16 protein-coding genes and 2 pseudogenes are annotated in these 21,922 nt (G+C 72.8%); 10 read left to right on the plus strand and 8 right to left on the minus strand.

All coding sequences use genetic code 11. The features are described 5' to 3' along the window. Positions 1-69: 69 nt before the first annotated feature. Both DRB89_RS27425 and DRB89_RS27430 read right to left on the minus strand, forming a co-directional pair. Complete coding sequence (locus DRB89_RS27425) at positions 70-975, minus strand: helix-turn-helix domain-containing protein (RefSeq protein ID WP_112450893.1); 906 nt, start codon at positions 973-975, stop codon at positions 70-72. Positions 976-1,102: 127 nt separating this feature from the next. After that, positions 1,103-2,548 (minus strand): RNB domain-containing ribonuclease, encoded by a 1,446-nt coding sequence (locus DRB89_RS27430; RefSeq protein WP_112450892.1) that lies wholly within the window; start codon positions 2,546-2,548, stop codon positions 1,103-1,105. Between the two features lie 268 nt (positions 2,549-2,816). Here DRB89_RS27430 and yaaA point away from each other — a divergent pair, with 268 nt between their 5' ends. Next, entirely contained in the window at positions 2,817-3,617 is an 801-nt protein-coding gene (gene yaaA, locus DRB89_RS27435; RefSeq protein WP_112450891.1) for a peroxide stress protein YaaA, read from the plus strand. Between the two features lie 116 nt (positions 3,618-3,733). Here yaaA and DRB89_RS27440 read toward each other — a convergent pair whose 3' ends face one another. After that, complete coding sequence (locus DRB89_RS27440; RefSeq protein WP_112450890.1) at positions 3,734-4,372, minus strand: MerR family transcriptional regulator; 639 nt, start codon at positions 4,370-4,372, stop codon at positions 3,734-3,736. Between the two features lie 168 nt (positions 4,373-4,540). Here DRB89_RS27440 and DRB89_RS27445 point away from each other — a divergent pair, with 168 nt between their 5' ends. Then, positions 4,541-5,488 (plus strand): hypothetical protein, encoded by a 948-nt coding sequence (locus tag DRB89_RS27445; protein WP_239516870.1) that lies wholly within the window; start codon positions 4,541-4,543, stop codon positions 5,486-5,488. 68 nt (positions 5,489-5,556) lie between these two features. Here DRB89_RS27445 and DRB89_RS27450 read toward each other — a convergent pair whose 3' ends face one another. Both DRB89_RS27450 and DRB89_RS27455 read right to left on the minus strand, forming a co-directional pair. Further along, entirely contained in the window at positions 5,557-6,306 is a 750-nt protein-coding gene (locus DRB89_RS27450) for a bifunctional DNA primase/polymerase (RefSeq protein WP_112450889.1), read from the minus strand. A gap of 204 nt (positions 6,307-6,510) precedes the next feature. Beyond that, positions 6,511-7,143, minus strand: coding sequence for a TetR/AcrR family transcriptional regulator (locus DRB89_RS27455; protein WP_112450888.1), 633 nt, complete (start codon positions 7,141-7,143; stop codon positions 6,511-6,513). Positions 7,144-7,255: 112 nt separating this feature from the next. Here DRB89_RS27455 and ddaH point away from each other — a divergent pair. Next, positions 7,256-8,077 (plus strand): annotated as a pseudogene (gene ddaH / locus DRB89_RS27460) (dimethylargininase); the annotation flags it as partial. Positions 8,078-8,111: 34 nt separating this feature from the next. Here the strand turns inward: ddaH and DRB89_RS27465 are convergent. Next, positions 8,112-9,131: a small ribosomal subunit Rsm22 family protein gene (locus DRB89_RS27465; protein WP_112450886.1), complete on the minus strand. Its 1,020-nt coding sequence runs from the start codon at positions 9,129-9,131 to the stop codon at positions 8,112-8,114. A 101-nt stretch (positions 9,132-9,232) separates the two neighbouring features. Here DRB89_RS27465 and DRB89_RS27470 point away from each other — a divergent pair, with 101 nt between their 5' ends. Beyond that, the gene (locus tag DRB89_RS27470) at positions 9,233-9,934 is read left to right on the plus strand and encodes a hypothetical protein (protein ID WP_204357704.1); all 702 of its coding nucleotides are present in this window, start codon (positions 9,233-9,235) and stop codon (positions 9,932-9,934) included. 106 nt (positions 9,935-10,040) lie between these two features. Next, a pseudogene (locus tag DRB89_RS27475) lies at positions 10,041-11,143 on the plus strand (transposase). A 37-nt stretch (positions 11,144-11,180) separates the two neighbouring features. Here DRB89_RS27475 and DRB89_RS27480 read toward each other — a convergent pair. Together DRB89_RS27480 and DRB89_RS27485 are read right to left on the minus strand one after the other, a co-directional pair. Continuing rightward, positions 11,181-11,546, minus strand: coding sequence for a hypothetical protein (locus DRB89_RS27480; protein WP_112448544.1), 366 nt, complete (start codon positions 11,544-11,546; stop codon positions 11,181-11,183). A gap of 500 nt (positions 11,547-12,046) precedes the next feature. Then, positions 12,047-12,394, minus strand: a complete 348-nt coding sequence (locus DRB89_RS27485) for a VOC family protein (protein ID WP_112453376.1) — start codon at positions 12,392-12,394, stop codon at positions 12,047-12,049. A 480-nt stretch (positions 12,395-12,874) separates the two neighbouring features. Here DRB89_RS27485 and DRB89_RS27490 point away from each other — a divergent pair, with 480 nt between their 5' ends. The 5 genes from DRB89_RS27490 to DRB89_RS27510 all read left to right on the plus strand — a co-directional run bounded on the left by DRB89_RS27490 (position 12,875) and on the right by DRB89_RS27510 (position 21,921). After that, entirely contained in the window at positions 12,875-13,150 is a 276-nt protein-coding gene (locus tag DRB89_RS27490; RefSeq protein ID WP_162688744.1) for a hypothetical protein, read from the plus strand. A 663-nt stretch (positions 13,151-13,813) separates the two neighbouring features. Continuing rightward, positions 13,814-15,127, plus strand: a complete 1,314-nt coding sequence (locus DRB89_RS27495; protein ID WP_239516357.1) for an MFS transporter — start codon at positions 13,814-13,816, stop codon at positions 15,125-15,127. Positions 15,128-15,146: 19 nt separating this feature from the next. Then, the gene (locus DRB89_RS27500) at positions 15,147-16,481 is read left to right on the plus strand and encodes a non-ribosomal peptide synthetase (RefSeq protein ID WP_112453375.1); all 1,335 of its coding nucleotides are present in this window, start codon (positions 15,147-15,149) and stop codon (positions 16,479-16,481) included. Positions 16,482-16,726: 245 nt separating this feature from the next. Then, on the plus strand, positions 16,727-19,969 hold the full coding sequence (locus tag DRB89_RS27505) for a non-ribosomal peptide synthetase (protein WP_112463454.1): 3,243 nt from the start codon (positions 16,727-16,729) through the stop codon (positions 19,967-19,969). Then, positions 19,969-21,921 (plus strand): non-ribosomal peptide synthetase, encoded by a 1,953-nt coding sequence (locus DRB89_RS27510; RefSeq protein ID WP_112448540.1) that lies wholly within the window; start codon positions 19,969-19,971, stop codon positions 21,919-21,921. The genes DRB89_RS27505 and DRB89_RS27510 overlap by 1 nt, the downstream gene beginning before the upstream one ends. Position 21,922: the final 1 nt, after the last annotated feature.

Here is a 21,922-nt window from a genome sequence, read left to right on the forward strand (position 1 = left end):
CGTGACAAGCCGCCGCGCGCCTGTCTTGTCAAAAACGGCACACCGCGCGGAGAGGGACCGGTTCGCGGTTCAGCCCGACAGCATCACGCTGCTGACCCGGCCCGGCATCCGGTCCAGCGCCGAGCCCGGGGCCAGCCCGCCGCGGAGCCGGACGAACCGGGACGGGGGCAGCCCCGTCATCGCCTTCACCTCGCGGCTCAGGTGCGCCTGGTCGTGGTAGCCGCAGACGGCCGCGACGTGCGCGGCCGCCGTCCCCGCCGCCAGCAGCCCCAGCGCGTGCTGGAGCCGGAACACCCGGGCCACGGCCTTGGGGGACAGGCCCACCTGCTCGCGGAACCGGGCCCGCAGGGTGCGCGCGCTCCACCCGGTCTCGGAGCTCACCCGGGTCAGCGAGCGGCTGTCCGCCCACAACCCGGAGAGCGCGCCGCGGACTTCGGGCGCGGGCAGCGGGCCGCGCTCCAGGCGGGCACAGAGCACCTCGTCGAGCAGGGCGAAGCGCTCCGTCCACGAGCCGAGCGACCGGAGCCGCTCGGTCAGGAACCGGCCGCCCGGGCCGAGCACGTCCGCCAGGTCCACGTGCGCGTCCTCGAAGTGCCACATGGGGACGCCGAACAGCCGGTAGCAGCCCAGCGGGCTCATGTTCACCTCCAGCCCGTGCACGACGCCCGCGTGCACCCCGATGGCCGGCACCGTGCGCGGGCCGCTGACCATGGCGCGGGAGGCGGGCCGCAGCAGGGCCTCGCCGAGTTCCTCCGTACGCGTCACCCACAGGCCGTCGCAGAAGTTGAAGACCAGCGTCACGTATCCGGTGGGCAGCTCCAGCCGGTGCCTCGGCTCGGTGAACTCGGTGTGGAACCCCGTGTAGTTGACGATGAGCGGCCGCAGGGCCGGGGCCGGCCGCCGGCGTCGTGCCGAGCGGGCGTGCGGCGCGGGAGCGTCCCCGCCCGGTACCTCGATGACGTCGACGGACCCCATCCGCGGGCCCTCCCCCTGCTGTCGCGCGGCCGGTGGACCCGGGCTCCGGCCGATGATGGCAGCCGCGTGGTCAGGTGACCAGAGCAAACGGGGCCGTGGACCGGACCCGCCCGGAGCGACCCGCCTCCTAGACCGGGGCGAAGAGCACCTTCGACGTCCCGGGGTCCGCCGCCGTCAGCCGGACCCTGATCCGGTCGCCGAGCGGCAGGCTCCCCCCGGCCGGGGCCTCGACGCGGCCGACCACCGCCGGGTCCTCCAGCTGGACCGTGCCCACCAGCGGCTCCCGCTCCTTGACGTCGATGACCGTCGCGTCGAAGGTCTCGCCGACATGGTCCTTGAGCAGTGCCGCCTCCACCAGGTCCACGGCCTCCCGCTCCGCCGCGTTGGCCAGCCGGGTGCCGCCCGCCATCTCCTTGGGCAGCGCGTCCAGCGCGTCCAGGGCCCACCGCGGGGGTTCGGCCCCCGCGGAAGCCGCCACGCACAGCTCGCCCGTGTACCGGTCGACGAGCCGGCGCAGCGGGGCCGTGCAGTGCGCGTACGGGGCCGCGACCGCCGCGTGCAGGAGCGGATCGGGGGTCGCGCCGCCGGTGAAGACCGTGTAGCCGGCGCCCCGCAGCAGGGTGGTGCACTCCTGGAGGAAGGCCGCGTCGGCGGGCCGGTGCGGATCGAGGGAGCGCACCAGCTCCGCGTACGGCACGTGGTGCGGCCACTCGATGCGCAGGCCCTTCGCCGCCCGGCGCAGCCGCCCGACCGCCCCGTCGGGAGCGGTGGGCAGGGTCCGCAGGATGCCGGTCCCCGCGGCGAGCATCAGCTCGGCGGCGGCCATGCCGGTCATCAGGGAGATCTGTGCGTTCCAGCCGTCGGCCGGCAGCGGGGCCCGGTAGGCCAGGCGGTACGAGCCCTCGTGCGCGACGATCTCCTGCTCGGGCACGTTCAGCGAGATCCCGCCGCGCTCCGTCTCCAGCGCCTCGCGCAGCCGGCCGATCTCCCCGAGCAGGGCCAGCGGCTCCTCGGCGGTGCCGGTGTCGATGGCCTTCTGAGCGCCCGCGTAGTCGAGCTTGGCCCGGCTGCGGACGAGCGCGCGGCGGACGTCGGTGTGCTCGACCCGTCCCTCCGCGTCCAGGTCGAGCCGCCACAGCAGGGCCGGGCAGGTCTGGTCGGGCAGCAGGCTGGCCGCGCCCTCCGAGAGCACGGCCGGGTGCAGCGGGACCTTCTCGTCGGGGAAGTAGAGGGTCGTGACCCGGCGGTGGGCCTCGGCGTCCAGCGCGCCGCCGGGGGTGACGTAGGCGGCGACGTCGGCGATGGCGTAGTGCACGCGGTAGCCGCCGGAGGGGCGCTTCGCCAGGTGCATGGCCTGGTCGAGGTCGCGCGAGGTCGGCGGATCGATGGTGAAGAGGGGGATGTCGGTGGAGTCGAGGTCGGGCAGGAGCGGGTGTGCGACCGCCCGCTCGGCCTCGGCGAGCACGGGCGCCGGGAACTCCCGGGGCACCTCGAGCCTCGTCCGCAGTTCGCGCAGCGCGGCCCGCAGAGCAGCCCCGTCTGCGCCGGTCATGATCATGTGACGGCGTGGCATGGGTCGAGCCTAGGGGGTGTCTTGCCGATCAGGCCGGATCAGGGAGCGGTGTCTGGTGCCGTGGATCGCAAGGCCGAGGAGGGAGGCGACGCGGAGCGTCGCCGACCGACGAGAACGCGGCGAGGCGCGGTGCCAGACACCGCGAGCCCGGCCTGATCGGCAAGACACCCCCTATGGCCGCCGGGCCCGGGCGGCGCGGCGAGCCGTCTACCCTGGGCGGGGGCCGCACCCCCGCCGCTGTGCCGTGCCCGTCCGAAGGAGAACCACCGTGCTCGTCCTGCTGCCGCCGTCCGAAGGAAAGGCCGCCGGCGGCTCCGGCGCACCGCTGAAGCCGGAATCGCTGTCGCTGCCGGGGCTGGGCGCGGCACGGGCGGCGGTGCTGGAGGAGCTGGTCGAACTGTGCGTGGGCGACGAGCTCAAGGCGCGGGAGGTCCTGGGCCTGAGCGAGGGCCTGCGGGGCGAGGTCGCCAAGAACACGGAGCTGCTGACGGCGGTCGCCCGGCCCGCGGGGGAGATCTACACGGGCGTCCTGTACGACGCCCTGGGCCTGTCGACCCTGCCCCCGGCGGCGGTGTCCGCCGCCGAGGAGTCCCTGCTGGTCTTCTCCGGCCTGTGGGGAGCGGTCCGGGTCACGGACCGCATCCCCTCCTACCGGTGCTCGATGGGCGTGAAGCTGCCGGGGCTCGGGGCGCTGGGCGCGTTCTGGCGCGCGCCGATGGCCGAGGTCATGCCGCGGGCCGCGGGGGAGGGCCTGGTCCTGGACCTGCGCTCCTCGGCGTACGCCTCCGCGTGGAAGCCGAAGGGCGAGGTCGCGGGGCGCACGGCCACGGTGCGGGTGCTGCACTCGCAGCTCGTCGACGGCGTGGAGAAGCGGTCGGTGGTGAGCCACTTCAACAAGGCAACCAAGGGCCGCCTGGTCCGCGACCTGCTGGTGGCGGGCGCGGTGCCCGCCACCCCGGCGGAACTGGTCACCACCCTGCGCGAACTGGGCTTCACGGTGGAGGCCGAGGAGCCCGCGAAGCCGGGCAAGCCTTGGTCCCTCGACGTGATCGTGACCCAGATCCACTGATCCGCCGCCGCCCGCCGCCCGCCGCCCGCCGCCCGTCGGCGACCGGCCGCGCCACGCGGCCGGGCGCCGCGGGCGTGACCGGGCTCCGCGGGTGCGGCCGGTACCCGCGGGCGCGGTCAGTCCGGCGGCGCGGTCCCGTAGACGCGGGAGGAGGTGTCCGTCTGGGCCAGCCTGCGCAGCGCCGCGAACATCGTGTCGCCCAGGACCGTGCCGACCGCCACCGATTCGACGAGGTCCTCCCGGGCCACCTCGCGGGCCACGTACGCCAGGTCCGCGCGGGCCACCAGTTCGGCGGCCTCCGCGTAGGCGTCGAGCACCTCCGCGAACCCGCCGTGGCCGGCCCGCTCCAGCGCGGCCAGCGCGGCGGCCAGCGCCTCTCCCGCCGCGGAGCCCGCATCCGCCTGCCAGCCGCGCCGCTCGATGATCCGGGCCACCTTCGCCCGCGCGAGGTCCGTCTCGGCGTCCGCCTCCCCACCGTGCCCGGGCACCAGGAGGTCCGCCACGGAGCCGAGCAGCTTGTGGACCGACCGCTCCTGGTCGTCGATGGCGCGCAGCACCTCCCCGATCGCCGACAGGGGGAGCTTGCCCACCTCCAGGAGGCCGCGGATCAGCCGCAGCCGGCGCTCGTGGGCCTCTTCGTAGCGCGCCTGGTTCGGGCTGCTGAGCAGACCGGCCGGGAGCAGCCCTTCCCGTACGTAGTACTTGATCGTCGGTACCGGTACCCCGGTCCGTGAGCTCAGCTCTCCGATGCGCATGCCCGCGTCCGTCCGTCCCTGGTCCCTTGCGTGTGCCCTCCCCATCATAGATAGTGGCACTACCGGATAGCGGCAAGTGCTGCTATCCATTCCTTTCTGGGGGGCAGAGAGATGCAGTTCGTGTTCCCGCGCGGCTGGCACCGTCCGCTGACGGTGTTCGCCGGTGCGATGGTCTTATGGGCGGTCGGCTCCGCCGTCGGACTCCTCGTCGACGGCCGCACCCTGCTGGGCGCCCCGATCTGGGCCAAACCCTTCAAGTTCGCCGTCTCGTTCACCGGCTACGCGCTGAGCCTGGCCTGGATGCTCTCCCTGCTGGGAAGGGCCCGCCCCCGGCTGGCGCGGCCCGCGTGGTGGGCGGGCACGGTGGTGGTGGCGGCGAGCGCCGTGGAGATGGTGCTCATCACGGGGCAGGCCTTTCGGGGCCGGCAGAGCCACTTCAACCAGGCGACCCCCTTCGACGCGCAGGTCTACCAGGCCATGGCCGTGACCGTGGTGGTCCTGTGGGCGGCCACGCTGGTGATCGCCGTGCTGCTGTTCCGGGCCCGGATCGCCGACCGGGCGACCACCTGGGCGATACGGATCGCGGCGGTCCTGGCGCTGGCCGGCGCCGGGATCGGCTTCCTGATGACCCGCCCCACGGACCTCCAGCTCGCGGCCGGTGACGACGACGCCCCGATCGTGGGCGGGCATGCCGTGGGGGTGCCCGACGGCGGCCCCGCCATGCCGCTCACGGGCTGGTCCACCACCGGGGGCGACCTGCGCGTCCCGCACTTCGTGGGGATGCACGCGCTCCAACTGCTGCCGCTGTTCGTGCTGGTCCTGGCCGTACTCGCCGCGCGGTACGCCGGACTGCGCGAGGAGCGGGTGCGGCTGCGCCTGGTGCTCGTGGCCGGCGCCTCGTACGGGGCGGTACTCGCCCTGCTGACCTGGCAGGCCCTGCGCGGCCAGCCGCTGACCGCCCCGGACGGGCAGACGCTGGGCGCGGCCGCGCTGATCCTGGCGGCCGGCGCGGCCGGGATCCTGCTGTCCCTGCTCCGGGCCCGGGGGACCGGAGCGCGCGCGGACGCCGCTCCGGTGGGCCCCGGATCCGCGCCGCGCGAACGGTCGCGGACCTAGTGCTGTGACCGGAAAGGTCCACCGGGTCGCGGCGCCCGGCACGGTACTGGGGCGCCGGAGCTGACGGCCTACCGGCCCAGGGGCCAGGCCACCGTTGCCGGGGCGTGTTCCGAGGCGCCCGCGTACGTCGCGCACGCGTCCGTCAGGGTCTCCAGCAGGGTGAGCGGGTCCGGGAGCGGGTGCTCCATCCCCCGCAGCCAGCTGACCGCCAGATCACCCGGCAGCGCGGCCGGCGGAACCAGCACGTAGCTGCCGCGGCAGTGCCAGCGCAGGCCCGGGTGCTCGTCCATCGTCTCGGGGTGGCAGTCCAGTTCGCAGGGCCACCACTCGTCCTCGTCCTCGGGCGTCCCGCGGGTCGCCGTGAAGAAGAGCATCCGGGCCTGGTCGCCCGTGCCGGCCGACTCGGCGACCGGACCGACCTCGATGCCGGCGGCCAGCAGGCGCTCCAGCGCGCTGCGTCCGGCTTCGAGCGGGACGTCCAGCACGTCGTGGACCATGCCCGTCGCGGTGATGAAGTTGGCCGCGGGCTGGTTGCGCGCCCAGCGCTCGATCTGCGCGCGGTCGGTGGTCGACTGGGTCTGCCAGGCGAAGGAGACGGGGTGGCGTGCGGGCGTCGGACAGCCGATCCGGTCGCACGAACACCGGTAGCCCGCGGGATGCGCGGCGGGGGAGAGCGGCAGACCCGCCGCGGCGACGGCCAGCAGCAGGGCCTCGCGTTCTCGTCCGGGGTCCTCGGCGTCGGGTTTCGGCTTGCGGCGCAGCCACTGGGAAATCCTGCTCTGCTCGCCGCGTTTGACGCGGCCCGCTTCAGACCCCATCTATCCCCTCACCTCACCGTTTCCCCGGCAGACCCTCACATGGTCCCACCATCCTGGGCACCGGGTGACCGCGCCCCCCGGCCGGGGCCCCCACATAACCACAGAATTCGGCCGTATGTTCTCGGCCACCAGGCGCTCATGACTTTTCCCACCCCGGTCCCGGACCCGCTTCCGGACCGGCTCCCGCCCTGGTCCGGGACCCGTTCACGCCCCCGCGCCGACCCCGCCCAGGACCGAGTCCACCAGCGCGTCCGCAAACGCGTGCGTGAGCGGCGCCGTGCGCAGCAGCCACCGGTACGTCAGCGGCCCCAGCAGCATCTCGACGACCAGCCGCAGGTCCGTGTCCGGTGCGAGCTGCCCGGCCGCGCGGGCCGCCCGCAACCGCTCCTCGTACAGCGCGAGCTGCGGCCCCAGCAGCTGCTCGGTGAATCGCGCGCCGAGCTCCGGATCGGTGGCTCCGGCCGCGGTCAGGGCGCGGGCGGGGGCCTCGTACTTCTCGTCGTTGAACTCGTCCACCGTCGCCCGCAGTACGGACTTCAGGTCGGCGGCCAGGTCCCCGGTGTCGGGGAAGCCGGTCCACTCGGAGTCGGTCCCGGCCTCGCCGGCCAGGGCCAGCGAGGCGTCCAGCAGCACCGCCGCCTTCGAGGGCCACCAGCGGTAGATGGTCTGCTTGCCGACGCCCGCACGGGCGGCGATGGCCTCGATGGTCAGCTTGTTGTAGCCGACCTCCCCGACCAGGGCGAGCGCGGCGTCGAGGATGGCCCGCCGGGAGCGGTCGCTGCGGCGCGCGGCGTCGGGAGGCCTGGGAGAGGTGCTGGGCTGCTGGCTGGCGCTCATTTCGGCAATTTATCAACCCCGAACCGCACGTCTTTCAGCCGTTCCGAAAACCACCCGATCAGTTCACTGCGCGGTCTCCCCGGAGGAGAGACGATTCTCTCCTCATCACCGTGAGGAGCCCTCGTTGCGTAGAGACGCCACACCCCGGCGCTACCTGATGTGCCCGCCCACGCACTTCAAGGTCACGTACTCCATCAACCCGTGGATGGACCCCGCGAAACCGGTGGACCTGCCGCTGGCCCAGGCCCAGTGGGAGGACCTGCGGGACCGCTACCTGGCACTCGGCCACACCGTCGAGACCCTCGTCCCCGACCGCGCGCTGCCCGACATGGTCTTCGCGGCCAACGGCGCCCTCGTCGTGGACGGCCGCGTGCTGGGCGCGCGGTTCGCCCATCCCGAACGGGCCGCGGAGGCCGAGATCCATCTGGACTGGTTCCGGAGCAACGGCTTCCAGGACGTCCACGACCCGTCCCACGTCAACGAGGGCGAGGGCGACTTCGCCGTCACCGCGACCTACATCCTGGCCGGCCGGGGCTTCCGCTCCAGCCCGCTCTCGCACGACGAGGCCCAGGAGTTCTTCGGCCGGCCGGTCATCGGCCTGGACCTGGTCGACCCGCGCTTCTACCACCTGGACACGGCGCTGTGCGTGCTCGACGGCGACGAGGTCATGTACTACCCGCCCGCCTTCTCCGAGGGCAGCCGGGCGGTACTGCGCAGGCTCTTCCCGGACGCGCTGATCGCGGAGTCCCGCGACGCGGAGGCCCTGGGGCTCAACGCCGTGTCGGACGGCCGGCACGTCCTGCTCCCGCAGGCGGCCACGGGACTGCTCGACCCCCTGCGGGCGCGGGGGTTCGAGCCGGTCCCGATGGACCTGGGGGAGCTGCTCAAGGGCGGAGGCAGCGTGAAGTGCTGCACCCAGGAGCTGCGGCCCTAGCGGCCCCGGCCCCGGCCCCGGTCCCGGTCCTGCTTCAGGCCTCCTGCGGAGGCGGCCAGGCCTGGCCCCAGTCGACGTCCCGCGCCGCCTTGTAGAGGTCGCCGTGGCGCTTGGTCACGTTGACCCGGGTCAGGCCGGCCCCCTCGCCTTCCAGGGGACCGCACAGCTCCAGCAGGACCAGCCCCTTGCGGATCTGCGGCCTCCGCGTGATCCGCGAGGCGGCCGGCTCCACCGGGAAGCGGGTCGCGGCCACGTAGCTGAACTTCTCGTCCTCGTACGGGAGCGAGCCGCCCTTGACCTGCCGGTGCAGGGAGGAGCGGCTGACCCGCGTCGAGAAGTGGCACCAGTCCTGCCCGACCTCGATCGGGCAGGTCCCGTCGTGCGGGCACGGCGCGGCGACCCGCATCCCCGCCTCGATCAGCTGCTCGCGTGCCTCGCGGACGCGCAGGTAGCCCTCCGGCGTGCCCGGCTCGATCAGCACCACGGCCTGCCCGGCCCGCGCCGCCTCGGCGACGACCGCCCGGCGGGCCTCCGGGGTCAGCTCGCCCAGGACGTACGACACCGTCACGAGGTCCGCCTCGGGGACCTTCATCCCGGCGCCGATGACCGCCCGGTGCCACTCTGCGGCCCGCAGCGCCGGCGAGGCGGAGGCCGCCGCCAGCTCCTTGCCGAGGACCAGCGCCGGGTCCGCCCAGTCCAGCACCGTGGTCGTGCGCGGGCCGCCCCAGGTGGCGTCCACCGCCCAGGCCGCGGATCCGGTGCCGCCGCCGATGTCCACGTGCGAGCCCGGGGACCACCGGGGCGCCGCCTCGGCGAGGCCGTCGAGGGCGGACCGTACGGCCTCGAAGGTGGCGGGCATCCGGTAGGCCGCGTAGGCCGCGACGTCCGAGCGGTTCCGCAGGACGGGCGTGTTGGTCGGGGTCAGCCCGCGGTAGTTGGCGATCAGCCGTTCCACCGCGGCCGTGGCCTGCTTCTGCGGGAGTCCGTCGAGCAGCCGGCCGAGCGCCGCGCGCAGGGTCTCGGGGGTGGTGGTGGGGGCGGAGTCGTGGTTCACCCGTGGAGTTTACGGCGCGGCGCCGTTGCCGGACCCCCGGACCCCCGGACCCCCATGAAGGAACCCACCATGCCCCGCCTGGCACCTCCCCCGCCCTCGACGTGGAATCGCTGATACCGGAGCTCGCCGGTCTGGCGCGGGAAACGACCCTGCCGTATCCACGCAGCGGCGAACCAGGAGTGCGCGACAGCTCCATTGGCGGCCCCCTGCTGTGGCCGGCCGGTGAACCGTGGCCGCTGTGTGCCGAGCCGGGCCACTGGAAGCCCCTGCGGACTCCCACCGAGGTGGTCGGCCCCGAGCCGGTGGCGATGGTGCCGATCGTGCAGCTCTACGCACGGGACGTGCCCGAGCTGCCGTTCCCGGCGGGCACGGACGTGCTGCAGGTCGTGTGGTGCCCCTTGATCCACGATGACCACGGGGATACCGCGCTGCCGAAGGTGTACTGGCGCAGTGAGCAGAAGCTGGCGGCGGGCGCGGTGCTCTCGGAGCGGCCGGAACCGTACGAGTACGAAGAGGAATTCACGCCCCGGCCCTGCACGGTGGCTCCGACGCGGGCGGTGGAGTACCCGAATGCCGACCTGCCGGGAAGTCTGACGCGGAAGCTGAGCCGACGGTTCGAGGAGATCGAGGTGGAAACGGGCTTCTCGTACTACGAAACAGCCACCACCCTCCAGAGCAAGGTCGGAGGCTACCCGTCTTGGGCCCAGGGCCCCCAGTGGCCGGACTGCCGCTGCGGCAGACGCATGGAACACCTTCTGAGCTTGTTCTTTTTCTTCCGGCTTCGAAATGCGTCCCGAACTTGATTGCTCAGGAGGGAGTTCGGCGGACTCAGGGGCGGCCTTGGCGTGATCCTTCGTGCTGACCAGAGTGCGAGTTTCACTACGTCGCAAGATCCCAAGGCCGCCAGGGGTGAGTTTTCTGCATCACGATGCCCGGCAGGAAGCGTTCGCGGAAGCGTCACGCTTCCGGGCAGATTTCTACGAGTGCCTGCCTGCTCGGCGGGATGAGTTGTTCGAGCTGACCGATGCGGTGTTGTGTGCCGACGGGCCGGTTACCCCGCCGGTGGAGTTGACGCTGGTACCCGAACACCCTCGCGTCCACGGAGCGTTGTACGGAGCCCGCAACCGCGGCCGGATCGACGTCGACCGGCTGCGGACGATGCTCGCCGGGCTGCCGCTGCCCCGGTTTGAGGGCGGGCGCCTGATGCTGGCGGTCGACGTGTCGCCGTGGTTGCGCTCGGACGCGCCGTGCTCGGACCAGCGGCTGTTCTGTCATGTCTACGGGCGGGCGAAGTCCGCGTCGCAGTTCATCCCGGGCTGGCCGTACTCCTTCGTCGCCGTGCTGGAGCCCGGGGCCACCTCGTGGACCGGGGTCCTGGACGTGGTCCGGCTGGGACCCGAAGATGACGCGACTGCCGTCACCGCCGCCCAGCTGAGGGCCGTGGTCGAGCGGCTCGTCGCGGCTGGTCAGGACGCCTGGCAACCCGGACATCACGATCGTCATGGACGCCGGCTACGACGTCACCCGCCTGGCCTGGGTCCTGCGGGATCTGCCCGTCGAGCTGGTCGGGCGGATCCGCGGCGACCGGGTCCACCCACGGCTGACCCACCGCTCGGCCTGGCTGGAGCACGACGGTGAACTTCCCACCGTCGAAGGCACCCTGGTCCGCCTCAAAGTCGAGCATCTCTCCAAGGACCGGGAAGCACCGCCAGTGTGTCTGTGGTCCTCGAAGACCAGCTCCGTCTCGCCCGACCGCTTGCCGCCGACCTCCGCCGCCCCTGGGAGAAGCCGGCCAAGCCCGAACGCCTCACCCCGGCCCGGGTCCGCCGGGGTTTCGGAACATCCGAGCCTACCTTCTCTGCCCCACCCGTGTTCCTCAACCTCGTGGTGCCGGTCCCGGACGGCCGCCTGGAAGCAAGAACCGTCGCCCCGCACCCCGCTACGACGTCGGCAAGACCGTCAAACGCCCCGAGACCCTCAAGGCCATCGGCAGACCCGGTAGATCCTGGTAGATGCTGACCCCACGACGCCCGAGGGTAAAGATCAAGCTCACCAGACGATGACACCGCCGCCTTCGGCTTTGGCGCGTACGGAGGCGGCAACGATGTTGTTGAAGCATTTGGTGACGTACTCCGTGCCGTAGCCGCTGACTTCACCAAGCTGATCCAAGTGCGGGCGTATCGCTCCGCACTCGGCCAGGAAGTCATCGATCTCCCCCGGCTCGACCTGGAGGTTGTCGCCATCGAGCCGGGGAAAGAAGTGAGCCCCAAGCGCCTGAACCGCCGCAGAGCCCCATAGCTTCTGGCGCGCGCTCTCGAATCCGGCCCTGGTCTTGTTGTAGTCGTCGTCGGGATCTTCCAGAAGGGTCCACTTGCCGTTGGCTTCGTATATGAAGGTGTCCACATTGAGGCTCATGCGCTGATTCTCCGCAGCAAGTCCGTGCCACGTCGACTGGATTGCAGCTACCGCGCCACGGCTGGCACACAGGGCAGGCATTTCGACACTCTGGTAGCTCTGCGTGACGCCCGTAGACAAAGAACAAGCTGAGCATCACCGCCACGGAACCGGTCGACGGCCGATGGTTCGCACATGAAGGACAGGAACCTGACGCAGTCGGTCACGGCATGGACATGGGGGATCTCGGCGGCATGTACCTTTTCGTCTGCCTCACCTGCCCGGACATGCCGTACATGCATCGCTACGACTGCTGAGTCATCCGGCCCTGCGGTTGCTGGACGGGCGCCTTCGAGGATCTGTGCCGTCTCCAGCCCGGCGGACAGGAGGGCTATGAGGCGCTGCTCGGTTGGGATCCGCTGATACCGGTCGCCTTCGAAGGCTCCTTCGTCCTTCCAGTACCGGCGCCGTACAGCGAGCACAGCACTCACTGCGCCGACAGTGCCCGAGCCCGCTGGACTTCAGCGGTGGCCCAGCACGTTGACCACCCGTCCGCTGGGGTCGCGGACGAAGAACCGCCGCACGCCCCATTCCTCGTCCTGCAAGGGGTGAATGATCTCCGCACCGCTGTCCCGCATGACCGCGTAGGCCGCATCCACGTCGTCCACCTCGATGCTCATGTCGGGGGTGACGGGCGCGGTCTTGTCGCTGGTCACCACGCTGATTTGCGCTGCCGGGCTGGTCGGGGAGGCGAGCGTCATGATCCAGCCGTGGTTCATGACCTCCTCGAAGCCCAGCAGGCCGTAGAACTCCCGGCTCTCCTCCACGGCCTCCGACTGGATATTGGGCACGACACGTCGAACGGCCATCGGCGACTCCAAGTGAGAGAAAGCGTGCCTGTACGTCTCTCCAGAAGTATCGCGGCACGTCCGCCGCGGCACAGGAGTTCGCCACGGACGTCAGGGCGTTCCACCGCACCCTCTGTGACCCACGCTTCTCCACGTTCCACCTCGTCTGCTACGTCCAACCACTGCTCTTTGAGAAGCGTCACGGCGGGACTTCGCGAACCGCCCGGTCTGGCTTTGGCGGTCACTTGTGACTCCACCCGGAAGGCGGGTTCTGACTCCATCCTGGGGCGCGGTCCTGGCCGCCAGGGTCGCGGCGGGGGCCCCGCCCGGCATTCGCAGCGCATGCGCTGTCCCGTCAGCCGCGCGGGGCGAGGGCCGGGCCGTCAGTGGCGCCCCGGATGGCGGGTTTCCTGGGCGGCGCGGCGTCGCTGGTGAGGGCTCTTTGAGTACTCGGCCCCCGACATCAGCGACGAAGGCGACCACGTCACTTGGAGTTGGACGGTGATGAACAACACCGGCCGCAGCGTCTCCCGGGTGGTGTTCACGAGCAAGATCACCCCGACGGTGGTCGTCACCCGTGTGTCCCCGGGGTGCGAGGTCCCGGCGCAGGATGCCAAGACCATCCGGTGCACCTTTCCCGCCCTGGATGCCGGCGCCGCCCAGGAGGGTGTCATCGAGGCCGACCTTCCGGCTGACCTCGAAGGCAGCGTGAATATCAGCGGTAGCGTCACCTGGCAGAACCCCGCTGCCAAGGCGATCGCCCCAGGGGACCGCTGAAAACCACCGCCTGCCGCTCTGCACGGGCAGGGCTGTCGGCTGGTCAGAGCAATCCGCCGGATGCACGTGGACGGCCCGCGTAGCTCCGGCAGCGCGGATCGATCCCCTCCCGCCACGCGTGGCTGAACCGGCTTGCCGAGAAGAACCCATCAGTCAGCCTGCTCCCGCGGGCAGGGGCGGAGTCAGAACTCGCCTTCCGGGTGGAGTCGGAAGGCGCCGTCAAAGCCACCCGGTCCTATCCCCACCCGCCGGCCGGAGGTTTCCCTGGTGGCGGGCGACTCGTCAGGTCTGGCGTGTGTCAACTGGCCCGGCACCGCGCGGCGTTCGTAGCGGACGGAATGGGTGATTCCGTAGGGGCATGATCACGGATGGGCTTTTTCGGTCAGGATCGAATCGAAACCTCAGCATGGCGAGGCGCTGCTCAGCCCGTCCGTGCGCCCCTGTCCTCCCTTGCTCTCCCTTGCCCCACCCGCCCCTGGCTGACTGCATGATCAACAGGAATTCACGTGGTCGAACCCTGGGTAGCCCGAAAGATTTGCGGAGGTGCCTCCATCGTGCCGAAAAAGAAGTCCGAAACTGACGGGGTTGCTTTGACTTCGGATCGACGGGTCCGCGACTGTCGTTCACATGTCCGAAACATCCCGAGCCGCCACCCGTGGCCCTATGCGTTTGCGTGACTTCCGGATGCTGCTCGCGGGAGCCGCCACCGGACAGCTCGGTGCCCAGGTGACGCTGGTGGCGCTGCCCCTCGTGGCCGTCCTCGAACTTGAGGCCCCTGCCTTCCAGGTGGGTCTCCTGACCGCCGCGGAGACTGCCGCCTTCTTGGTCGTCGGGCTGCCCGCCGGGGCACTCACCGACCGCATGCGCAAGCGGACCCTGATGATCCGCGCGGACCTGGTGCGCGCGGTCGCCATGGCGAGCATCCCCGTTGCCGCGCTCGCCCACGTCCTGACCATGGCCCAGCTCTACGCCGTCGCGCTCGTGACCGGCGTGGCGACCGTGTTCTTCGACGTCGCCCACCAGAGCTACCTTCCGCAGATCCTGCCCCGCGACCAACTCGTGGCCGGCAACGGCGCCCTGGAGACGGTCCGTTCCACCGCCCAGGTGACCGGCCCCGGTGTCGGCGGCGGACTGGTCCAGCTCGTCGGAGCGCACTTCGCCGTCATCGCCGACGCACTCGGCTACGTACTTTCCGCCCTGTTCCTGCTCCGCATCAAACAGCCCGAGGAAGGACCGGAGTCCGACCCCGCCCCCGGGCGCTCCCTGCGCAAGGAGATCGGCGAAGGTGTCCGCTTCGTCTTCGGCCATCCGCTGCTCCGCGTCATCGCCCTCACCACCGGCCTGGCCAATTTCTGTACCGCCGTCCTCATGGCGACCCAGACCGTGCATCTCGTCCGTGTCGTCGGACTGAAGCCCGGCGGGCTCGGGCTGGTGCTGTCCGCATCGGCCGTGGGCGGGCTCCTGGGCGCCCTGTGCGCCGGGCGCCTCGCCGCCCGGCTGGGGCAGGCCCGGGTGATCTTCCTGTCCGTCCTGGTGACCGGCCCGTTCGCCCTGCTGTGGCCCCTGTCCGGGCCCGGCCTCCCCGGGGCGGCCCTCTTCGCCGCCGGATCGGCGGTCGTCTCCTTCGGCGCCGTCGTCTACAACATCGCCCAGGTCAGCTTCCGCCAAGGGCTTTGCCCCCCGCGCCTGCTCGGGCGGATGAACGCCACCCTGCGCTTCCTGATGTGGGGAACCTTGCCGCTCGGCGCGCTCCTCGGCGGCGCCCTCGCCCAGTCCTACGGGTCGCGTACGGCACTCGCCTGGTGCGCCGTCGGCATCCTCGCCGTACCGCTGCCGCTGCTGCTCTCCCCGCTGCGCCGGATGCGGGACCTGCCCGGTCCCGAGGACGACGTCCTCGCCGGCGCCGCCGAGGAGACACCGCGGGAGAAGACCTCCGCCGATGACGGCGAACGCCCGGCCCCCGCACCCATCGGCTGACTACGACAGAGAGGACCACGTGCTCAGCATCACGAGTCAGTACCTGGCCCGCTACCGGCGTCTCACCGCCGACGACCGGTCCGACACCCTGCTGCCGGTCACCGGAGCACAGCGCCGCTTCGTCCTGGTGCGCTCGCTGGACCCGTCGGGACGCCCCGACCTGGTGCCGATGTTCTTCGCCTTCCCGCGCGGAACCGTCGACCCCGAACGCCTGCGCGCAGCAGCCGGCAGGCTCGCCGCACGGCACACCGCCCTGCGCTCGCGGCCCGTCGTCGTCCGCGGCACTCCCGTCCTGCGCGTCGCCGAACCGGACGTCAGCGTGACCCGGCCGGCCCCCGTGCCGGGGGAGCGGCCCGCCGACACCCTCCGTCGCGCGCTGGCCTCCTGGGATGCGGGGGGTCCCGCCCTGCGGCTCTTCCTCGTACGCGACGAAGACCGCGAGGCGGACCGCGACGAAGACCTCGACGAGGACATCCTCGCCATCGTCCTGGACCACGCCGTCTGCGACGGCCGCTCGCTGACGCGGATCGTCGAGGAACTCGGCGCCGCGTACACCGAGGAGGCCACCGACCTCAGCCCCGCGCCCGCGCCCGCGGAGACGGAAGCCGAACTCGACGCCTACCGGGACACGGTTCTGCGCCAACTCGCCGCCGAGGAACGGGCGGAGACACCCGAAGCGGCCGAGTACTGGGCGGACCGGCTGCGCGCGCTGCGCGTTCACGCCCCGCCACCGCGTCCGGCACGCGTGCCCGACGGCGCCTTACCCGGCGGTTTCGCACAGGCCCGGCTTCCCGCGCACGGCGGCGGCCTGCCCTTCCCCGGGCTGCTCGACGCCTGCCGGTCCGCGGCCCGCGAGTTGTACGGCCCGGACAACGTGGTCCCGCTCGGCTACCCGTGGGGCGGCCGTCCCACGGGAGCGGAGCCGGTCGTCGGGTGCTTCCTCAACACCCTCGTCTTCCCGGCCGACACCGGCCACGGACCTGACGCGGAGGCGACTGCCGACGCGTGGTGGGACGACCTCGATCGGGCCGACGTCCCGTTCGACGCGGTCGCGACCGCCGTACGGGCCGCCGGCTCGCCCTGGAGCGGAGGCCTCGACGGACTGCTCACCGTGGACGACGACAGCCGCCGCCCGCCCCTCGAACTGGCCGGTGTCGAGGGACGAGAGGTCCACGTCGACGGCAGACCCGTCCGCGGCCCCTTCGCCGTCTCGGTCACCCAGGGAGCGGAGATCCGCCTGCGGATGGGGTGGAACCGCGAGGTGATCGACGACGACACCGCGCACCGGGCCTTCGACGCGCTCACCCACGCGCTGCGCGCCTCGGCGCGTCCCTCGGCGCGCCCCTCGGACTGACGGCCCCGCCGCCCGGAAGCCCGCGTACCGGCACCCACCCACACCCGGTACCGGCACCAGCACCCACGCACACCCCACACCGCCCGGCACCACCTCCCACGCCGCGGCGCGCACTCCAAGCTCCCCCCACGGCATCGACCCATGCCGAAAGCGGCCCCGCGCGACCCGCGAAATCCGCCCGCACGACCACCGGGCACAACCGTGACCGGCACCGGAGACCGACCCGACAACCTCAGGGATCGCCCATGCTTCCCCTCTCCTCCTCGCAGGAGATCGTCTGGCTGCACGAGCAGATGCAGCCCGGCAGTCGCGCCTACAACTTCACCGCCTCACTGGACCTGTGGGGCACGCTCGACACCGACGCACTGCGCCGGGGCCTCGCCGCCACCCTGGCCCGCCACCCCGGTCTGCGGCTCGAACTCGTCGCCCCCACCGGGCCGTCCGTACCCGGGCAGCGGGTCGCGGCGCAGTGTCCGCCGAGGCTGCGCACGATCGACCTCAGCACCGGAGGGGACCCCGAGGCGGCTTTCGGCGATCTCCTGCGCACCGAGGCCGAGACACCGCTCGACACCTTCGAGGCACCGCTGATCCGCTGGACGCTCGTGCGGCTGGCCGAGAACCATCACCGGCTCGTCCACGTCGAGCACCACCTGATCCACGACGGGCACTCCTTCGCGATCCTGCTCGACGACGTCTTCCGCGTCTACCGCGCCCACGTCCTCGGCGAGACCCTGGAGCTCCCGCCCGCGTCCTCGTACGCGGACCACGTCCGGGCCCAGGCCGAGGCCGCGTACACGCCCGAATCGCTCGACTTCTGGCGAGCCGAACTGCGCGACCAGCCCCACGACCTGCCGCTGCCCGGCCTCGCCCGCCCCGGTGCCCGCCGCCGGCACCACGGCGGACAGCTGCGCCAGACGATCGGCGCCGACCTAGCCGAGCGCCTGCGCACGCACACCCGTTCCCGCGGTCTCACCCCGTTCGCCACGCTTCTCGGCCTGTTCGCCGAACTCCTGCGCCGGCACAGCGGCCGGTCCCGGATGGTCATCGGCACCGCCGTCGGCAACCGCCCCCTCGGCTACGAGGACGCCGTGGGCATGTTCGTCAACACCATCCCGCTGCCGCTCGCCCTGGACGCCGCCGCCCCCGCCCAGGACACCATGGACGAGGTCACCGACACCCTCATCCGGGCCCTGCCGCACCAGGACGTGCCGGTCCAGGAGCTGACCCGGGCGCTCGGCATGCACACCTCCGGCGCCGACAACCCGCTCTTCTCCGTCATGTTCAGCGCCCACGACGCACCGCTGCCCGAGATCGACGTACCCGGTCTCGACATCACCCTCTTCGAGGGCTTCAACACCGGCACCACCCGCTTCGACCTCGACGTGGTGCTGCTCCCGGACGACCGGCGCGGCGTCACCCCGCGCCACGGCTCGCCCGGCATGACCCTGGTCTGGGACTACGACGCGGACCTCTTCGGCGAAGACGTCGCCCGGCTGCTCTCCGGCCGCTTCCTGGACCTGCTGCGCGCCTACCTCGACAGCCCCGAGACCGCGCTGGCCGACCTGGCACCGACCGCCGTGGAGCCGGCCGCCGAGCCCGTGCCCGTCCCGGCCGACCGCGATCCGCTGGACCCCGTACCCGCGCACCACCCGTCGCTGCCCGCCCTGCTGTGCGGCGCGCGCCGGCTCACCTACGGCGAACTCGACGACCGCGTCGGCTCCCTCGCCGAGCGACTGCGCGATGCCGGTGTGAAGCCCGGCCGGCCGGTGGCCGTGGTCCTGCCCAGGGGGACCGACTCCGTCGTCGCCCTGCTCGCATGCCTGCGGACCGGCGCCGTCTACTGCCCGCTGTCCCCGTCCGATCCGCCGGCCCGGCTCGGAGTGCTCCTGGAGCGGCTCGCCCCCGCACTGGTCCTCACCGGTGACGGCACCCCGGCCCTGCCGGAAGGACTGCCGACCGCCCGGATCGACGCCCCGGTACTGCCCGCCGCGCACGGGGCCGCGGAGCTTCCCGGCACCGCGTACGTCATCCACACCTCCGGCTCCACCGGGCTGCCGAAGCCGGTCGCCGTCGGCCACGAGGCGCTGGCGCACCATCTGACGGCGGCCGCCGACCGGTTCGGCCTCACCACCTCGGACCGGGTCCTGATGTTCGCCCAGCCGTCCTTCGACGTGGCGCTCGAGGAGGTGCTGCCGACCCTGTACGCCGGTGCGTGCCTGGTCCTGCCCGAGTACGAGGTGCCCACGGGCGCGGAGCTCGCCGAACTGCTGGCGTCAGCCCGGGTGACCGTCGCCAACCTGCCCACCAGCTACTTCCTCGCCACCCGCGAGGACCTGCGTCCCGCGCTGCGCGACGAGAGCTGGGCACCGAGGCTCCTGGTCCTCGGCGGCGAGCGCCTTCCCGCCCAGGCACTGAGCGGAGTCCTCACCGACACCGACGCGACCGTGCTCAACGTGTACGGCGTCACGGAGGCGGCCATCAGCTCGACCGTCCACGAGGTCTCCCGGGAGGCCCTCGCCGAGGGCGCCGAGATCCCCCTGGGCACCGAGCTTCCGGGCGAGCGGATCCACGTCCTGGACGCCCACCACCGCCCGCTGCCCACCGGCGCCGTCGGGGAACTCGCCGTCGCCGGTCCCGGCCTCGCCGACGGCTACGCGGGCAACGCGGAGGCTACGGCCGCCCGGTTCGTCACCGTCGACGCACTCGACGGGCAGCGCGTCTACCTCACCGGCGACCTCGGCTACCGCGGTCTGGACGGCCTGCTGTACTTCCTCGGGCGGCGCGACAACCAGATCAAGCTCCGGGGTCACCGCATCGAGCTGGAGGAGATCGAGGCGGCGGCGTCCGCGGTGCTCGGCGGCCGGTCATGCGCCGTCGTACTGGACCGGGAGGGTCCCGGCGGGCCCAGGCTCGTCGGCTTCCTCGAAGTCGGCGCCGAGGGCGCCGAGGGCGCGAACGGCGCGAACGGCGCGAGCGGCGCGGACTTCGACGACAAGACGCTGCACGCCGAGTTGAGCCGCCGCCTGCCCGGCCCCCTCGTGCCCGCCCGGTGGGCACGGCTGGACACCATGCCGACCCTCGCCGGTGGCAAGCCCGACCGTACGGCCCTGGCCCGCCGAGCGGCGGCGCTCGACCCCGACGACACGGCGACGTACGAGCCCGGAGGCGATCGCGAGGCCGGGCCCGAGGCCACCGCCGGGTCCGACGTGTCCGCCGGGTCCGCCGGGTCCGACGCGTCCGCCGTGTCCGACGATCCGATGACGGCTCTGCTCACCGAAGGCTGGCGTCAGGTCCTCGGCCACAGCCGCTTCGACGCCCGCTCCCACTTCTTCCACAGCGGGGGCCATTCCCTGCTGGCCGCCGAGCTGGCCGCCTGGCTGGAGCCCCGGCTGGGCACGCGCCCGCCGCTGAGGGTGCTCTTCCGCAACCCCGTGCTCGCCGACCAGGCCGAAGCCCTCGCCACCACCGCCCCTTCCACGGAGTCGTGATGACCCAGTCCCCGACCGCGCCCGTCGTCCCCGCCAAGCCTCTCCACACCGGCCTCGGCACGGGCCGCAACACCGGCCTCGGCACCGGCACCGGCCTCGGCACCGCGCTGAGCGTCGCCCATGGCCCGGCCGCCGAACCGACCAGTGTGCTCGCCCGCTTCGAGGACTGGGCCCGGCGCACCCCGCGGGCCCCGGCAGTGATCGACCGCACCGAGATCTGGACGTACCAGGACCTCGACGCGGCGGCCGAGCTGGTCGCCGCCGATCTGGGCGACCGCGTACGGCCCGGCGACCTGGTCGGCGTCTGCCTCGACCGGTCCACGGCCCTGGTGGTGACCGCCGTCGCCCTCGCCCGGATCGGCGCCGTCTACCTGCCGCTCGGCCCCCGCCCCGGCGAACGCCGCATCCAGGCCGTCACCGAGGACCTCGACGTCGCCTGCCTCATCGGCGACCCCGCTGTCCTGCCCGAGGAACACCGCGGCGGGAAGCACGCCCCGCTGCCGCTGCTGCTGCCCACCGATGGCGTCAACGCCCCCGCCGCCGCGGTGGCGGCCTTCGCCGACTCCGTCCGCGGAACCCGGCGCGCGCCCGAGGGCGCCCTGTACGCCGTCCTCACCTCCGGCTCCACCGGCCGCCCCAAGGCGGTCGCCGTGGCCGAGTCCTCGCTCTCCGTCGCCCTCGACTGGTACCGGGCCGAGACCGGCCTGGCGCCGGGTGACCGCCAGTCCCTGCTCATCGGCGTCGCGTTCGACCCGCATCTGCTGGAGCTCTGGGCCGCACTGACCTCCGGTGCCGCCCTCGTCCCGGCCCCGGACGACACCCGCTGGGACTCGGACGTGCTCACCGACTGGTGGCGTGACACCGCCCTCACCCACGTGGTGGCGGCCACTCCCACCGTCGAACCGCTCCTGGACCGGCCGTGGCCGCAGGACCTCAACCTGCGCCACCTCGTCGTCGGCGGCGACCGCATGCGCCGACGGCCCGGCCCCGACGTCACCGCCACCGTCCACAACGCCTACGGCCCCGCGGAAGCCACCGTCGTCACCACCACCCACACCATGCGCGGCACGGACCCGGAGGCCGGTGACCCGACCCCGCCACCCATCGGCACCGCGCTGCCGGGCGTCACCCTCGTCGTCACGGACGACGAGGGCCGGCCCGTCGCCCGCGGGCAGGACGGCGAACTGCGCATCGGCGGCCACTGCCTGGCGCTCGGATACCTTGACCCCGAACTGACCGCACGCCGGTTCGCCGCGCCTCCACAAGAGCCGGAGCTGCCCGCGGTCGACCGCCTCTACCGCACGGGCGACCGGGTACGGATGAACGCCGACGGCGGCCTGGACTTCCTCGGCCGCCTGGACGACCAGGTGAAGATCAGCGGGGTGCGGATCGAACCGGCCGAGGTGGAAGCCGCCTTCGAGCAGGACCACCGGGTACGCAGTGCCGTCGTCACCGTGCTGCGCGACAGCTCCGGCCACGGCCGCCTCGTCGCGCACGTACGGCCCGTCGACGGCGCCGAACCCGCGGCCGGGGACCTCCTCGCCGCGGTCCGTGCCTGGCTGCCCGAGCAGGCCGTCCCCAGCGCCGTACGGATCGTCGACGGCTACCCGCTCGACGCCAACGGCAAGGTGGACCGGGCCGCCCTGACGGCCCGGACCCCGGACCCCGTGACGCCCCGGACCGCCGCCCCGAACGACCTCGCCGACGCCACCGGCACCGAGCGGTTCGTGCTGACGACCGTGCGCGACCTCCTCGGCCGGCCCGACACCGGCCCCGGCGACAACTTCACCGACGCCGGCGGCACCTCCGTCGTCGCCGCACGGCTGATGGCGGCCGTCGAACGCGAGACCGGAGTACGCCCGCGCGCCCACGAGCTGCTGCGCAGCGCCGACCTGCGCGCCTTCGCCGCCGTCGTCCACCAGCGCCGCACCCCGCGACCGGAAGGAGCCTGAC

It is taken from the genome of Streptomyces sp. ICC4, assembly GCF_003287915.1.
GTDB lineage: Bacteria > Actinomycetota > Actinomycetes > Streptomycetales > Streptomycetaceae > Streptomyces > Streptomyces tritrimontium.

Coding starts and splice junctions, on each gene's coding strand:
- DRB89_RS27425 (WP_112450893.1), bottom strand. CDS start 975: ATGGGGTCCGTCGACGTCATCGAGGTACCGGGCGGGGACGCTCCCGCG.
- DRB89_RS27430 (WP_112450892.1), bottom strand. CDS start 2,548: ATGCCACGCCGTCACATGATCATGACCGGCGCAGACGGGGCTGCTCTG.
- DRB89_RS27440 (WP_112450890.1), bottom strand. CDS start 4,372: ATGCGCATCGGAGAGCTGAGCTCACGGACCGGGGTACCGGTACCGACG.
- DRB89_RS27445 (WP_239516870.1), top strand. CDS start 4,541: ATGGTCTTATGGGCGGTCGGCTCCGCCGTCGGACTCCTCGTCGACGGC.
- DRB89_RS27450 (WP_112450889.1), bottom strand. CDS start 6,306: ATGGGGTCTGAAGCGGGCCGCGTCAAACGCGGCGAGCAGAGCAGGATT.
- DRB89_RS27455 (WP_112450888.1), bottom strand. CDS start 7,143: ATGAGCGCCAGCCAGCAGCCCAGCACCTCTCCCAGGCCTCCCGACGCC.
- DRB89_RS27480 (WP_112448544.1), bottom strand. CDS start 11,546: ATGAGCCTCAATGTGGACACCTTCATATACGAAGCCAACGGCAAGTGG.
- DRB89_RS27485 (WP_112453376.1), bottom strand. CDS start 12,394: ATGGCCGTTCGACGTGTCGTGCCCAATATCCAGTCGGAGGCCGTGGAG.
- DRB89_RS27495 (WP_239516357.1), top strand. CDS start 13,814: ATGCGTTTGCGTGACTTCCGGATGCTGCTCGCGGGAGCCGCCACCGGA.
- DRB89_RS27505 (WP_112463454.1), top strand. CDS start 16,727: ATGCTTCCCCTCTCCTCCTCGCAGGAGATCGTCTGGCTGCACGAGCAG.
- DRB89_RS27510 (WP_112448540.1), top strand. CDS start 19,969: ATGACCCAGTCCCCGACCGCGCCCGTCGTCCCCGCCAAGCCTCTCCAC.